Origin of the sequence: Alicyclobacillus sacchari (assembly GCF_004366795.1) — a bacterium.
Taxonomy (GTDB): domain Bacteria; phylum Bacillota; class Bacilli; order Alicyclobacillales; family Alicyclobacillaceae; genus Alicyclobacillus; species Alicyclobacillus sacchari.
Genome location: NZ_SORF01000004.1, coordinates 79,205 through 93,672, shown reverse-complemented (window position 1 = coordinate 93,672; position 14,468 = coordinate 79,205). Strand labels below are relative to the sequence as shown.

Annotated in this window: 14 protein-coding genes; 10 read left to right on the top strand and 4 right to left on the bottom strand. The window is 57.2% G+C overall.

All coding sequences use genetic code 11. The features are described 5' to 3' along the window. Positions 1-38: 38 nt before the first annotated feature. From C7445_RS05435 to folB, 4 genes are all read left to right on the top strand, one after another. Positions 39-287: a NifU family protein gene (locus tag C7445_RS05435; RefSeq protein ID WP_134159038.1), complete on the top strand. Its 249-nt coding sequence runs from the start codon at positions 39-41 to the stop codon at positions 285-287. A 181-nt stretch (positions 288-468) separates the two neighbouring features. Then, complete coding sequence (locus tag C7445_RS05430; protein WP_134159037.1) at positions 469-1,428, top strand: RluA family pseudouridine synthase; 960 nt, start codon at positions 469-471, stop codon at positions 1,426-1,428. 5 nt (positions 1,429-1,433) lie between these two features. Further along, complete coding sequence (locus C7445_RS05425; protein WP_243834976.1) at positions 1,434-2,303, top strand: YihY/virulence factor BrkB family protein; 870 nt, start codon at positions 1,434-1,436, stop codon at positions 2,301-2,303. Further along, positions 2,296-2,694, top strand: a complete 399-nt coding sequence (folB, locus tag C7445_RS05420) for a dihydroneopterin aldolase (protein ID WP_279586205.1) — start codon at positions 2,296-2,298, stop codon at positions 2,692-2,694. Before C7445_RS05425 ends, folB begins: the two co-directional genes overlap by 8 nt. Here folB and C7445_RS05415 read toward each other — a convergent pair whose 3' ends face one another. Together C7445_RS05415 and C7445_RS14535 are read right to left on the bottom strand one after the other, a co-directional pair. Further along, positions 2,695-3,753: a tetraprenyl-beta-curcumene synthase family protein gene (locus C7445_RS05415; RefSeq protein ID WP_208320843.1), complete on the bottom strand. Its 1,059-nt coding sequence runs from the start codon at positions 3,751-3,753 to the stop codon at positions 2,695-2,697. It abuts the gene before it with no gap. A gap of 38 nt (positions 3,754-3,791) precedes the next feature. Continuing rightward, positions 3,792-4,193 (bottom strand): hypothetical protein, encoded by a 402-nt coding sequence (locus C7445_RS14535; RefSeq protein WP_166669010.1) that lies wholly within the window; start codon positions 4,191-4,193, stop codon positions 3,792-3,794. 153 nt (positions 4,194-4,346) lie between these two features. On the opposite strand from C7445_RS14535, the gene C7445_RS05410 reads away from it, so the two are divergent. The 3 genes from C7445_RS05410 (at position 4,347) to C7445_RS05400 (ending at position 9,146) form a co-directional block, all read left to right on the top strand. Beyond that, a complete protein-coding gene (locus C7445_RS05410; RefSeq protein ID WP_166669009.1) occupies positions 4,347-5,858 on the top strand; it encodes a dynamin family protein in 1,512 nt (503 codons plus the stop codon). Next, positions 5,855-7,810, top strand: a complete 1,956-nt coding sequence (locus C7445_RS05405; protein WP_166669008.1) for a dynamin family protein — start codon at positions 5,855-5,857, stop codon at positions 7,808-7,810. Before C7445_RS05410 ends, C7445_RS05405 begins: the two co-directional genes overlap by 4 nt. 100 nt (positions 7,811-7,910) lie before the next feature. Further along, on the top strand, positions 7,911-9,146 hold the full coding sequence (locus C7445_RS05400; protein WP_134159032.1) for a S1C family serine protease: 1,236 nt from the start codon (positions 7,911-7,913) through the stop codon (positions 9,144-9,146). 17 nt (positions 9,147-9,163) lie between these two features. Here C7445_RS05400 and C7445_RS05395 read toward each other — a convergent pair whose 3' ends face one another. Beyond that, positions 9,164-9,715: a sigma-70 family RNA polymerase sigma factor gene (locus C7445_RS05395; RefSeq protein ID WP_134159031.1), complete on the bottom strand. Its 552-nt coding sequence runs from the start codon at positions 9,713-9,715 to the stop codon at positions 9,164-9,166. Between the two features lie 31 nt (positions 9,716-9,746). On the opposite strand from C7445_RS05395, the gene C7445_RS05390 reads away from it, so the two are divergent. Both C7445_RS05390 and C7445_RS05385 read left to right on the top strand, forming a co-directional pair. Beyond that, positions 9,747-10,364: a DedA family protein gene (locus tag C7445_RS05390; RefSeq protein WP_134159030.1), complete on the top strand. Its 618-nt coding sequence runs from the start codon at positions 9,747-9,749 to the stop codon at positions 10,362-10,364. A 234-nt stretch (positions 10,365-10,598) separates the two neighbouring features. Then, positions 10,599-12,167 carry a recombinase family protein gene (locus C7445_RS05385; RefSeq protein WP_341770529.1) on the top strand — a complete coding sequence of 523 codons (1,569 nt, stop codon included), beginning with the start codon at positions 10,599-10,601 and terminating at the stop codon, positions 12,165-12,167. A 274-nt stretch (positions 12,168-12,441) separates the two neighbouring features. Here the strand turns inward: C7445_RS05385 and C7445_RS05380 are convergent, their stop codons facing one another. Further along, positions 12,442-13,101, bottom strand: a complete 660-nt coding sequence (locus C7445_RS05380; protein WP_134159029.1) for an SGNH/GDSL hydrolase family protein — start codon at positions 13,099-13,101, stop codon at positions 12,442-12,444. 146 nt (positions 13,102-13,247) lie between these two features. On the opposite strand from C7445_RS05380, the gene C7445_RS05375 reads away from it, so the two are divergent. Then, positions 13,248-14,435 carry a hypothetical protein gene (locus C7445_RS05375; protein WP_134159028.1) on the top strand — a complete coding sequence of 396 codons (1,188 nt, stop codon included), beginning with the start codon at positions 13,248-13,250 and terminating at the stop codon, positions 14,433-14,435. The last annotated feature ends 33 nt before the right edge of the window (positions 14,436-14,468 follow it).

The following is a 14,468-nucleotide window of genomic DNA, read 5'->3' as shown; positions in this document are numbered from 1 at the left end:
AGCGCGTATGCTAATACATAATTGGAGGGGATGAACCGATGTCAGAACATGAAGTTACCTCCACGGAAGCGCGGATTCGCGAAGCGCTCGACTCCGTTCGGGATGCAATTCAAATGGACGGCGGCGATGTGGAGTTTGTATCGTATGACGAATTGTCAAAAACGGTATTTGTCTCCTTGCAGGGGGCTTGCGTCGGCTGTCCGGCGAGCGTGATGACGCTCAAAATGGGTATTGAACGGGCAATCAAGAAGGTTGCGCCAGACGTGGAATACGTAGAAGCCGTGTAATTTGTGTAAGTTCGGCGTGGATGTTTCTTTGGTTTGCCCTGCCAAACTTTATTTCAGGCGTCGCGGAGCGGTGTCTACCGTCCAGCGGCGCCTTTTTATCCGTTTATGCGTGTGTCGGGTTGAATGGACACTGCTATGGTACATAATGACAATGTCTGCATGAAGATGGGGAGAGTTGGCGTTGGAGGTTCAATTTCGTTCCGGCGTGTTAAGCATACGCCTGGATAAGGCTTCAGCTGGCTGGTCGGTCGAGCGGTTTTTGCATGAGCGATTGGGGCTTCCACATGCGTTCGTCAATCAGCTTTTCGATCGCGCTCTGGTCACCTGCCATCGGGAACGTGCGAAACCGATGGACGAGCTTGCAGCGGGTGCACGCCTGTTGCTCTCGGATCCGACATGGGAAAAGCAGACGAACCACACCGTCGCTTATGTTAACACCCGTGAACTTGCCATCTTGTACGAGGACGATCACGTCCTTGTGGTCAACAAGCCGGCAGGCGTCATCATTCATGCAGATGACCCGAATGTCACCGCGCTCGACGACATGGTCGAAGATTACTTAGCACCAAGCGGTGGGCGAGGACTGCATGTACACCGGTTGGATGGACCGACGACGGGTGCAGTCCTCTACGCAAAACATGCCTTTATCTTGAGGGCGCTCGATGCACAGTTGGCCAATAAGGCCATCCAGCGCTCGTACGTCGCCATCACATCGGGGCGACGCGTACGAGAGGGCGTGATCGATCAACCCATCGGTCGCGATCGCCATCAAAGTGGTAAGTATCGCGTGTCATCCACGGGCAAGCCGGCGCGTACACATATAGCGGTGCTCGCTGTGCGCGAGCAGGATGGAATGGATCTGTCGCTGCTGCAATTACAACTTGACACCGGGCGTACCCATCAAATACGAGTGCACCTATCGGCACAAGGCGCGCCGATTGTCGGGGATGCGTGGTATGGCGGCACTGCGCTTGGCGCTTGGCCGACACGCGGACAGATTGCGCTGCACGCGGCCAAGTTGCGTTTCTGGCACCCGTACGATGAGAGATGGATTGACATCATGGCACCGTTTGATGCGGGGTGGCGCGGCGCATTACTGGACAAGTTTGGCCTTGCGGAGGAATTTTTCTTGCGGGAGTGAGGGCGGTGGGCGTACGCACGCGTGTTCGAGTCTTCGCTGACTTTTTGACGCAGTTGTTGGTCAACGTGTTTCGCCATGACATTGCTTCGCTCGCCGCGCAGATTTCATTTTACACCATCTTTTCGCTGTTTCCGCTTCTCATTCTGATCATCTACGGGGCCAGCTTGGCCGTACCGCATCAACCAGTGGTCAAACTTCTGGTGGAAGCACTGAAGCCTTATTATCCGGACGTCTCGAATGCCAATCGCTTCCTCGAAGATTACATCGAAAAGCTGGGGACTGTCGGAGCTCGCGCTGGCTTTGTCAGTTTGATCACGCTCGCGTGGTCGGCAACCAGCGCGTTTATCGCCGTGCAACAGGCCTTGGACAGCATTTTAGAAGTGACCGCACAGCGTTCGTTTTTGGCACGTCGCATCGTCGCGGCCGTCACGTTGTGCCTGCTCATCGCGTTTGCGGTGATCTGCTCCGTCGCGCTCGCGATCTCCCCCGTCGTCCACCTGCATGTACCTGCAAGTTCGCTCCTTGCAGCCTGGGCATCGCGTTTACGTGGGATAACCCGCATTCTCTACCCTTTGTCCCTGTTTGTGACCAGCTTTGTCGTCTACCGTTATCTGCCGTCTCGCCGGGTGGATGTCAATAGCGTCATTCTTGGCGCCCTCGCGGCGACCATCTTGCTCGATCTCGCGCGCACACTGTTTGTCTTGTACGCGAGTCACCTCGTGACCTACCACTTCATCTATGGAAGCTTGACCGTCGTCATTTTACTCGTATTGTGGATGTATATCGCACTGATCATCCTGTTATTTGGTGCTGAAGTTGCGGCACTCGTCGAGAGGATCGGGAATGAACGCGAGGGGGCAGATGAGAGTGAGTAACATAGGGGAACCTGTGGGGGCTTTGGACGAAATCGCATTGCTGGGGATGCGTTTTTACGGGCACCACGGCGCGTACGAGGCAGAGCAGAAACTCGGTCAGCGTTTCATCGTCAACCTCTGGTTGTATGCGGACTTGCGCCGAGCTGGGGAAGCCGATGATCTCGGCTTGACGGTGAATTATGCTGACGTTTTTGCCGCGACGCAAAAGGTGGTGGAAGGGGAGCCCAAGCGGTTATTGGAAGCATTGGCGGAGCGAATTGCGGAAACCGTCCTCACGCAGTTTCCCCTGGTTCGCTCTGTCGTGGTTGAGGTTGAAAAACCTGGGGCGCCCATTCCCGGCATCTTAGATACCGTGCGCGTTCGCATTCACCGCAGGGGCCCCTGCGCTTGATCAGGCAATTCGGCGGTACAGGTGTGTGGCCAGATAGAACATGATGGATGTGGGACCAAACGCATACACGAGCCGCCGGGCTTTGCGTACATCCGCCTGATGATCCACTTTTGGATCAGACAGATACATACCAAGTAGCCCTTGTACCACGTACTGATGAATGCGCCCGCCGATTGGAATTTGTTCCGCGTTCTGGCGACTTTGCCTCGCAAAGTGGCGGAGGCGGTGCCGAGCCAGCGACGGATCGCCATAACATGCGACAAAGTTGAAGTCGCCTGCCTCGTTATCCTCAGAAAGATCGATAAAATAGTCGAGCAAGATATGCAAGCCGCAGATCCAGGGGAAGTAGTGCTGGTGAATGAGATGCACCGTTTCCGCTTCAATCGGTTCTGTTGCGGCTAAGAACAGCGAAAACATGCCTAGGGTGGAACCGGTCGCGGCGGCGAATTCATACCATTTCGTATCCGGATAGTGATGGAGGTATGGTGTGCTCCAGTCGATGAGCCGTTGCTCCCGCATGGCATGCTGGATGTGTTTATGTTCCTGTAATTCACTATAGCGCTCGACATACCAACTGACCTGGGGCTGCACGACGGAGTAATAGGGCAATTGTGTAAGCCCCTGTTGGCACGTTTGCACCAATTCGGACAGATATCCACCGTCGTCGACCTGGCCCCAGCGCCCATAGTATTCGCGCAGAGGGAAATGCGGACGCACGGCGTCGAGCATACTCCAATGTAATTGGCGAAACGTGGGGCCATCCAGGACATTGGCGCGATCGCAAAGATTGTCGAGGTAATCGCTGATGGTCTGCAGTGCGACAATGACTTTGACGAGCGTTTGGGCGTAGCGCTGATTACCGGCGGCGTAGACCGTTCCGCCGTCCGCGTGAAACTGCTTGTCCGCAATGCTGGCTACGGCCTGTCGGCGCAGCATGGGATCTGGAATGGCCGCAGCCCGCGCGCGCCAATGCGCGAGTTCGGCGCGGGCGAGCGGCATCACGTGGCGAAAGAGGCGGTAGAGGAAGAGACTTGGTCGCGATGGCGTGCCGGTATCCAATACAATGACCTCCAGGCCCTTTCGCGGTTTTGGGGACGTCACTGTTTGTTCAACATCTGATTGAGAGTCCCCATCCACCCGATTACTTTTTTTGCATTATCCATGTTAACCCATTTCTCGAGGTTCAAGCCGTCTGCCGCGGCGGTTTTTTGTTCCTCGGGAGCGGGCTCTGCCTTGGCCGGTTCTACCTTGACTGGCGAGTGGGATGCCGGAGCAGGCGATCCGTGCGACGGTGCAAACGGAATGGGCTGGCTGCTCTTCGGCCAATGTGCGGGCGGGTAAGGCATATGTGGATGGCCTTGTGCAGGGGGCATCCACGGCTGCAAGAGGCCTCTGCGCTTTGCTCCGCTGTGCACCATGCCAGCAAGTTGTTGTACTTTCTCATCGCTTGCGATATCGAATGCGAGTCCGCCGAATTTGATGATGGATTGAAGTCGCACAACCCTCACCTCCTGCACGTCAGTTCTCTGATATCGTATGTCGATCCGGTTACCGTGCACTGCGGCATCTATCCAAGGCTGATCGTGCGTGAAACGCAGTTTTCACGTATCATGAACAAAGAGCAGAGCCAGGAGAGGAGATTTTGGTCAGAGATGTCGAATACGATGGAATCCACGCTGGAAATGGGGCGCCAATACGAGCGGATCGCAGCGTGGTTGGAGAGCGTTGGCAGCGGCGTGCATGCGCGTCGGCTGCTTGATATATTGGCCGATCCGGCCGCCGAATCGACCTTTACCGTGGCGTTTTGTGGCCTCTTCTCGGCCGGAAAGTCGAGCTTGGTCAGCGCATTGTCAGGCACAAAGCTGAAAACCGGAGCCAATCCGACGACGGCAGAGGTCGAAGGCGTGCGCATGAATTTGCCTGGGAGTGGCGGACAGCTTCAGTTCCTCGATACCCCGGGTATCGACTCGACTGACGAGCGGCACAAAGAGGCGACGATGAACGCTTTGTACCAGGCGGATTGTGTCGTGATCGTCGCGGATTATCAACATGTTGAAGCCGAAGAGAATCTTGAGTTACTGCACACCTTTGTCGAAGAGGGCAAGCGATTGGCGTTTGTTGTGCATCAAATTGACAAGCATCTGGAGTCGGAACTGCCGTTTGTCCAGTTTGCCGATAGCGTGTACAGCGTGCTTGCGGATTACGGCGTTGCGGAGGACACCATCTTCTTCACCACCGTTGGCGAATCTCCGCACAACCAGTTGCCTGCATTGCGGAGTTGGTTGGTAGCGCAAGCCGAATCACACATGGCGGACGGAGGCGTGGAGAACGTGCGCCGCCGTCTGGCCGACGTGGCCAAAGAGGGCGTTACGGCGCATTTCGATTCGCTTGTGCAAGCTGCTGGCGCCGCTGTCGCCAAGGCGTGTGGCAGCATGCCGCTATCAGCAGACGAAGCGGCCTCCTGGTTGGAGCGCGAAGCGGCAGAGCTTGTACGCGTGCGGAAGCAGTATGAGGCCAGCGCGCAGGCGGTTCGCGATAGCGCTCAAGCTACGCGGGAAAGCTGGCTGCGTTTGATCGAACTTGCCCAAATTGCACCTTATGAAACAACCGAAAAGGGGCGCCTTTACATCGAGAGTTTACGACCGGAGTTCAAGGTCGGGTTGTTTCGATCCGTACAGAAGACGGAGGCGGAGCGACTGCGGCGCGCGGAGGCGTTTGCCCGAGATATCGGGGAACGTGTGCAGAACTTTCTTTTGACGCCACTTGCCAACCAAATTGCGAGCGATGTGCGCCAGGCTGGCATCGATCCCGCCACGAGCGCCCGACTGGCTGATGGTGCAGCCGCCATTTCTATCGAGGTCGACGTCGATTATGTCGCGCGCATCGTAAAGCCTGGCGCGCTGGTTTCATCGCAGTATCCGTACCAATACGTCAAAGATGTCGTCGCTCGCGTAAAACGGGACGCCTTAGCCGCGGCCGGGGCGTTGGCCGAACAGTTTGTCACAGCCTGTGTCGCAAAGTGCGAGGACGAGCAAGCGGCGACCCGAGCGCAAATCGAGACGGAAAGTGACCGATGTGCGGCGTTGCAGGCTTATCTCGACGTATGCGCCCGCGAGCAGCGTGCATTGGACTCAGTGGCGGCAGGGGAGGTACCAACCGTATGATGCATGAACGATCGATGTCGATCCAACGCCTCGAGCAGTTGCGGGATGCGGTTCGCGGTATTGTCGGGATCGATTCCCGCTTCATCGAAACGGCGATCGCAAGACTTTCCCAAAAGCAGATGGTGATTGCAGTATTTGGCGCGTTCTCTGCAGGTAAATCGTCGGTGCTGAACGCCATTTTGGGGAGGCCGTTGCTCGTCGTTTCCCCAAGTCCGACCACCGCGGCCGTCACAGAACTTCGCGGTGCGCTTGCAGCAGATGCGAAGGTCCAGATTGCGGCGAAGACCGAGGAGGAGCTGTGGCGCGACGTCGAGTCGACTTTGCAAGCCTTACATCGCCCGGTCAGTGATCTCTCTGCGGCGATGGTGGAGATCGATCGCCTGACTGTCACTCAGTTCCCAGTTGCCTATCGGCGTCATGTGCGTTTCCTTAAGGCGCTGCGCGACGGCTATGAAGACATGCGCCATAGGCTCGGGACGACGTGGGTGGCCAGTGTTGAAGATCTGCGGGCATTTTCGGCTGACGAGCGGTACGCGGCGTATGTCGGTCGCGTCGATGTCGAGGTCGACGATCCACTCTTGCAGCGCGGCTTCGTCTTCGTCGATACGCCAGGCGTCGACTCCATCCACCAGCGCCATACCAATGTCGCTTTCTCGTATATGCGCGAGGCGGACGCGGTTTTGTTTGTCATGTACTACACGCATGCATTCAGTCAGGCGGATCGCGAATTTCTGTTACAGTTGGCCGGGGTACAGGACGTTTCGCAGCAGAACAAGCTGTTTGCGGCCATTAACGCGATTGATCTCGCCAGCAGTGAGGAAGAGCGCGGGCAGGTGCGATCGCGCGTCGAGGCCGAGCTCAAACGCCTTGGCATCCGGCAGCCGCGAGTGTACGAGGTCTCTGCGCAATTGGCCGAAGCCGGGCGGCGGCTCGCGGTCGATGCGGCCGATGTGGACGCGTTGGCGCTGGCGCGATCGCGCTTGCGTGACGACAGCTGGCAGCCAGATGCGACGTCGCTCGACACGCTGCGCGAGTACGCCGGAGTCGATCGTCTGCAGGCCGATCTCATCCAGTATGTCGAATCGTCAGCAGACAGCTTGGCTGCCGATTTGGCCAAGCGCACACTGGCGACCTTGCGCGAGCAGGTGGCAGCGCGACAGCGCGAGGAACAATTGCGTATCGCGGCGGATGACGAGGAACGCGCGTCCCGGCTCCGTGAACTGGATGCATTCAACAAGCGCATGGAGGCTGCGCGCGTGGATAGTGAAGCGCGTTTGTCGCGTCCCCTTGCACAGGAACTGCGCGAACTGTTGTTTCACGCCGGTGAGCGTCTGCGCTTTGCCTATCGGGATTTGTTCCGTGAGGCGTTTCATCCGGGGCGTTTTCGCCTTGGCAAGCCGGCGGACAAGTTGCGCGAAGCGGCGGCGGAGCTGGCGGCGGCGATTGGGCGGCGGATCGACATCGAATTGCGCACGTTCGCGCTTCGCGCGGAACGCTTGGCAAGTGAAGCCTTGGCCGGCGAGGAGGCGCGATGGGAAGCCGAGATGGCAAGGCTGTCGCTTGCCGGTGTGAGCCATGATGATGCCACCGAAGGGAGCTTTCATTTGATCGATGACGTTCTCAACGCCGCTCCAGCACACGTTGACAGCAGTCTGTTTGAGCCGTTTTTCCGCCACTTCGCCTCCGCCAAGCAGTTCTTTGAAGGCGGTGGACAAGGCGCCATGATGGAGGCCACAGAACCGATCGCTATGGCGGCTGCGAAGGAGATCGTTGAAACGCGGGGCGATATGCTCGTAGAACGTTGTCAGGAGCAGTTGGGAGCGGCCTTGGCCACGTATTATGGGAGTGCCGGGGAGCGAATTGCGAACGGACGCAGGACGGCCGATCAAAAGCCGGATCCTGACTTGGCGAATCGGCTGCAGCAAATTCTCTCGATACTGGCAAATGCCTGAGAATCGTCTTGCTGGCCGCAACCTTCCGTTGGTTTGTGCATGGGAAGGTGGATGGTTAGAATGAAGGCAACGACATGTGGTTGTGGAAGGGGGAGGCACGATGGGGCGGCGTTTCGATGAGTTTGACGATTGGCCGAGCGACGGCCGGCGCAGGCGGGCGGTGTGGTTGCCGAGTATCGTCGCCGGTCTCGCGGTGTTCTATGTGTTAGGCATTTGGACGGGTGCAGCCATCAGCCGCTCCGGGCACCAGACGACGGTGGAATACGTACCTTCAGTCACAAGCAACGGTTCGGGAACGAGCAGTTCGGCTACCGCGATTCCGGGTGTGGACAACACCACCTTGGTCACGGATATCTACAACCGTGTAAAAAACAGCATTTTTACGATTACGGCGGTATCAGGGGGCAAATCAGCGACGGACAGCGGCGCCGAAGAGGATATTGGCACCGGTTTTCTCATCGACGATAACGGCGATATCGCGACAAATGCGCATGTTGTGGGAAGTGCCAAGACGGTCGAGGTGTCGAGTGGCAATCGCCAGTACATCGGACGCGTGCTCAATGCCGACACGCTGGACGATCTCGCCATTGTCCGCATTCCTGCTCCGGCTTCCGTGCAGCCATTGCCGCTCGGATCCGTGAAATCGCTGCAGCCTGGCAGCTTGGTCATTGCCATTGGCAACCCGTTTGAGCTCACCTCCAGCGTCAGCTCCGGGATCGTCAGCGGCTTGAATCGATCCATGTCCGAGTCGAGCGGCCACGTCATGAACGGCATGATTCAGACGGACGCGCCGCTCAACCCCGGCAATTCGGGTGGGCCGTTGCTCAACGCCGCGGGCCAAGTCGTCGGTATCAACACCTTGATCGAGAGTCCAATTGAAGGTTCGATTGGGATCGGCTTTGCGATACCAATTGACAGGCTCGTCCAGCTGGAACCCAAGCTGCTGTCTGGTCAACCCATCGCACATGCATGGCTTGGTATCGAGGGGATGGATATCGACAATCTAATGCAGGAGGCCATGCACCTGCCTGTAGCGTCTGGCGTTTACGTGACCGAGACGACAAAGGACGGCCCTGCCGCGAAAGCGGGCTTGCGCGGCGACAGCAACGCGAACAAGTTGAACAATGCCAATCAGACGGCTGATCCCTACACCATTCTCAAAGGTGATGGCGACATCATCGTGGGCATCGACGGCAAGCCGGTGAACAGCATCGAACAGTTGACCGCGTATATCAACGAGGACAATCCCGGCCAGAAGATAACGCTTGCGGTGCTTCGCGACGGAAAAAGGATGACGGTCGAAGTCACTCTCGGAACCTGGCCGTCCGGACATTGATCCGGACGGCGATTGGATCACGGCTGTGCGCGCGAATGCCTGTAGGCTCGTTTGCGCTCTTGGCCTGCGTATGACTGGTGGAACATTTTCAGTAACGCTCGCTTCTCCAACCGGGATACGTAGGAACGGGATATTTCGAGTAAATCGGCCACTTCGTTTTGCGTCCATTCGTGGCCGTCCACGAGCCCGAAGCGCAGTTCGATCACGCGACGCTCGCGTTCGTCCAAAACATCGAGCAACTTCTTCATGCCGTCGATCTCCATTCTCCGACTGACCTCGTCCTCTGTGGAATCGCTCTCAGAAAACAGAATATCGGAGATGGTGATTTCGTTACCTTCTTTGTCTGTGCCGATGGGGCTGTACAGTGAGACGTCCTTGCGGGTTTTGCGTTGCGCCCGCAATTGCATCAGAATCTCATTTTGAATGCATCGTGCGGCGTACGTCGCAAATTTTGTGCCTTTTGCAGGCTGGTATGTGTCCACCGCTTTGATCAGGCCGACCGTGCCAATCGAAATCAAATCGTCCTGATCAATGCCGGACGTATCAAACTTCTTGGTGTCGTCGACAATGTCACTTGCAGCAGCCCAGGGAGGCGACTCTGTGCACTTTCAGGAGATCATTCATCACTACGGATATTTCGGTGTGTTTCTCATCATCCTCGTTGAAGCCATTGGCTTTCCATTCCCTGCTGAAACAACCCTCACGCTTTCCGGCATCGAGTGGTCGAAAGGCGTGTTTCACCTTGTTCCAGTGTGGCTCGCGGGATGCCTTGGCAACCTCATTGGATCGGCCATTGCCTATATGATAGGGTGGTATCTCGGGCGTCCTATCGTCCTTTACTTTGGCAAATTCATTGGCATTACACCGGCCAAGCTGGATGCAGCAAATCAACGGTTTCAGCGCTACGAGTTATGGGTGGTATTCATCGCAAAGTTTATCGCTGGCGTTCGCATCCTCATTCCATACCTCGCTGGCATCAATCGTATGAAGCCTTGGTTGTTTTTTGTGTTCAATACCATTGCCGCTGTTGTCTGGTCGGGCGTATTCATCATTGCCGGGCGGTATATTGGAGAGTTTGTCACAAAGTACTGGCCGTTTTTCAAACACCACGTCGTGCTGTTGATTCTCGTCGTTGTCGTGCTCATCGTGCTTTTTGTATGGTTTCGCATCTGGGAACACCGGCGTAGCAAGGGTTCCAAACACGATGACACCAACTAGACCTGCGCCACTTCATCGCAACTGATGATCTCCTTCATGCGGCAGCCGTCCCTCCAGTAGCCGATTCGTGTTAGGACATCTCCTCTCCCGCATACAACCGGTAAGGGGGTGTCAACATGGATCGGCTGTTTTACGTGGAATGGAAGACTCCGGCTTCGCCAATCTCCCCAGCACAAGCAAAACAGGTCTTCTCTAAGCTCATCTGGCAAAGTTCGCAAGGGCGTGTCGATAGTCATGAGAAAGCGGGGGATGCCGATGCTGACGGCCGTCTACACGCGCGTGTCAACAGGGGTACAGGCTGCGGAGGGGCATAGTCTCGCGGTACAGCGCGAACAGTGTATCCATTATGCACGCGCTCTGGGCGTCTCACAAACGGATATTCGGGTGTACGAAGAAGCCGGGGCTTCCGGGGAAGACATGGAACGACCGGCGCTGTTGGCATTGCTGGACGACGCTAGACGCGGCGCCATTGCTAGAGTCGTCATCAAACATCCCGATCGGCTTTCGCGAAACGTTGCAGACAAGGCCATCATTGTTCGCGAATTGCAACAATGTGGCGTGGAATTGCATTTTGTCGACGTCCCCAATTGGGATCAGTCGGACGAGGCGGTGCTCTTATTTCATATCATCTCCAGTATTGCGGAATATGAACTTAGGCAGATTCGCCGCCGGACCCTCTCTGGCAAACTGCGGGCCGCCAAAGGTGGGCAGTACATGCCGACCGGTATCGATCCCTATGGTTACAGGTATGAAAGCGGCAAGCTTGTGATCGTCGAGAGCGAGGCAGCCGTCGTGCGTATGGTTTATCGGTGGTACGCCTACGAACAACTCAGTCTTCGCGCGATTGCCAAACGCTTGGATGCACTTGGCGTGCCCACGAAGACGCGATTATCTGCGACCTGGTCACATGCAACCGTTGGGCACATTCTTGCCAACCCCATGTACACAGGTACCTGGTACTTCAACCGACGATCCACGCGCAAAGCCTTGCGGATTGCGCGCAGAGTCCCTGGTATCAAGCGCTCGGGTCGGCGCGTCGTGGTGGGCTGGCGGCAGCCAAGTGATTGGATCTGCATCCCAGTACCCCCCATCGTCGAACCCAGTCTCGCCGAGGCCGTGAATGTTCGCCGGCAGGCGCGGGCGCGCGGGCGCACGGGCAAAGCCAAACGTCATCTGCTTGCAGGGTGTCTCGTCTGCTCCGTTTGTCGCCAGGCGTGGTATAGCTCGGCAACTATGAAGAGTGAGGGGGATGCTATGCGGTGGTATCGCCGGCCGCCGGAAACCGGGAGGCAGGCGCCGCGTTGCCCCTACCGATGTAAACGCGTGCCGGCTGCGGCTGTCGAGCAACTCGTCTGGCGTGAACTGGTTCATCGGATCGTGACAAGTCAAGTTTGGAATGACGTGTGGGACAGCTTATCCCGTTCTGGTGTACATGGCGGTGTAACGGAAGAATTGCGGCAAATGGCGGCGCAATTGACGACGCTGCAAGCGGCCAAGGTTCGCCTTGCAACCCTCTATGCGTATGGCGATCTCGATGCCAATACGTACATGGCTCGCAAGCGCGAGACACAGGCCCGTTGGTACGCGTTGCGCGAGCAAGTGTGCAGGCGTTGCATCGCGCACCGTGTTGAGGCGGCAAAAGGAAAGGATGATCGCGAGCGGGTGGAGGCATGGTTGCTAGCGGCCAGCGCCGAGGAGTTCGAAGAGCGGCGGGCGTGGATCGAGGCTGTGATCGATCGCGTTGACATGGATGCGAGAGGCGAATCGGTGCGTCTGACGGTTCACCCGCGGATCGAGCTGTAGCGGAAAGCGGTGACTGTGTCGACGACACGTTGGCGACATGTGCAACCAGGCGCAGGTTGTGCTCGACCAGCAGATCGTGCGCCCGTTTGTCGCCGTGTTTGCGCCATAAGTCGAAATATTTCTGCTCATCGTCCTTATTGAGCGGTTGTGGAAACGACTGATTGACAAATCCGGTGGCGAGCACGATGTCTCGCATCAGAGCAGCGGCCAAGGCGAATGACAGCAAGCGGCGTTCACCTCCGACTGTGGAAAGGGCAATGCGCCCTAGCCTATGTCAGCGCGAAACGATTGGTGCCAACATTCGATAAAGCCCGTCCGCTATCACGCGATGCCCTCTGTCATTTGGGTGAACCGGAGCGGGACCCCGCCCGACGTCGGCGAGCGTACCGGTTCGGTAGTGGCGAATGAGTTCGCGTTGGCGGCCCGCAAACCAGTCGGCTACCGGCGCGAGCGCGGCTCCGGTAGCCGCCGCCACGGAACCGATGGCATCGTTCAATGTGGCGACAGCTGCGACTGCCAATGGGCTATTTGGAAAGGGATTGTACTGTGTGCACACGATGACCGTCTTCCCCCTGCCAGCCTGCGCAATTCGAACAAGTTCCGTCAAATGATGTTTGTAGCGAGTGACCAGTGGCGCGATGGGCACGGATTTCCGAGCTGACGCAAGTGCGGTCAAGGCGGCTTGCGCAAGATCGTCTCCGCCGATCCAAATCGTGATCGCGCGGGCATTGGCCAAGGGCTGACCGCCCGCTGCAGCGAGGGCTGCGAGCAAATCCGCACTTGTCCAACCAGGTTCTGCGAGAATGGCATCGCAGCACGATCGCGATGGAAGTTGCGAGTGCATCAGTGCGGTCAGCACGCTCGGGTACGCCCGCGCTGGACTGGATGCGCCTTCGCCATACGTGATGGAGTCGCCGAGACTAACGATATGCATAGATGGTCACCTCTTTATGACATGCCACAAGCCTGCACTTTCACCGCATAGAATGGAACGAAGTGCGTGCATATCGATAAGAAATGCAAAGTTCTCAGCGGACGAGTGGGTGCGTATCCAACACATGGGGGAGAGGAGATCGTGTCATGACAGTCAGTGCGAGTCACGTCTACCTGTATGCCGCAACGACGGGGGATCTGGTGAAATGTTTTGCGGCTGCAGACATCGCGGGCATTCCGTACGCAAACTGCACGGGCAATTTTCAAACGGCTTGGAAGATGGCGGCTAATGCCTCAACTCTGGTGATTGCGGTGGGGGGAGCCGCTCTTTATTCTCTCTACTACAATCCATGCGACTGGTCGAACCCGGCGGCAATGGCCGGAGGTCACACGCCATTTGAGCTGGAGCCAAGTGGCAGGGGCATTGCCGAGGCGCGGGCCAACTATTTGGTGAATGCGGCGGGTTACACAAGTTTGGACAGCCTGACGCTTGCGGTTATGCTGGCGTACTATGCGGTACACGGGACGTTCCCGCGGGGATATACATCACTGCCACAGCAAGAGGTTCCGCAGAGCGTTTGCGTACGGGGAGCCTCGCCAAGCGTAACAACCGTTGCCGTCAACACGACATCCATAGACCCAACGTCACAGGTGACAGCTCCCTCAGTCGGAGTGTACGCTTCGTTTACGACAGAGGCCGAAGTCATGACCGCCTTGCAACAGGGATGGCCGGGTATTGGCGTGACGGCGGCCTTGGGTACGCAGACGAGTCCATATACACACACCTTGGCAAACCAACCCGACGTGCTGGTCGCCAAGGCGTTGGCGGCATCTGGTTCACACGCGTGGTGGCTGTCGTTCTGGACGGTAAGTTGGCCGCAATCTGGAACGACTTTTTACCAAGCCGGGTACGAAGGCGGTGTCTACGCAGCGCAGCAAATTGCAAAATATCCCGGTTCACGACGGCCAAACTTTGTGATTTTGGACCCTGAAGGATACAATAGTCCTGCGACCACGGCCGCGGATTTTCAGTCGTTCATCAACGGTTTTGCGGCAGGTGTGCAAAGCGTCAACAGCGAATTGCAGGTCGCGTTTTATGCCAATCAATGGCAGTATTCGACCTACCAGCTCGCGAAGTTGGATATCCCGGCGTTTATTGCGATCGCGCCCATCGCTGGCAACAAACCGGAGGTGTCGGGATCGAATATCAAGGGATACATCGCATATTACGCAAGTTGTCCGGCAGCTTCCTATGTCGCACAGGTGAAGCTGTGGGGCGGATTGTATAACACTGTTCAATTTCCGGACAGTGGTGTAGACTGTTCGCCAGTTTAACGTTACGAACATGCGGCCGTCTGGCATGGACTG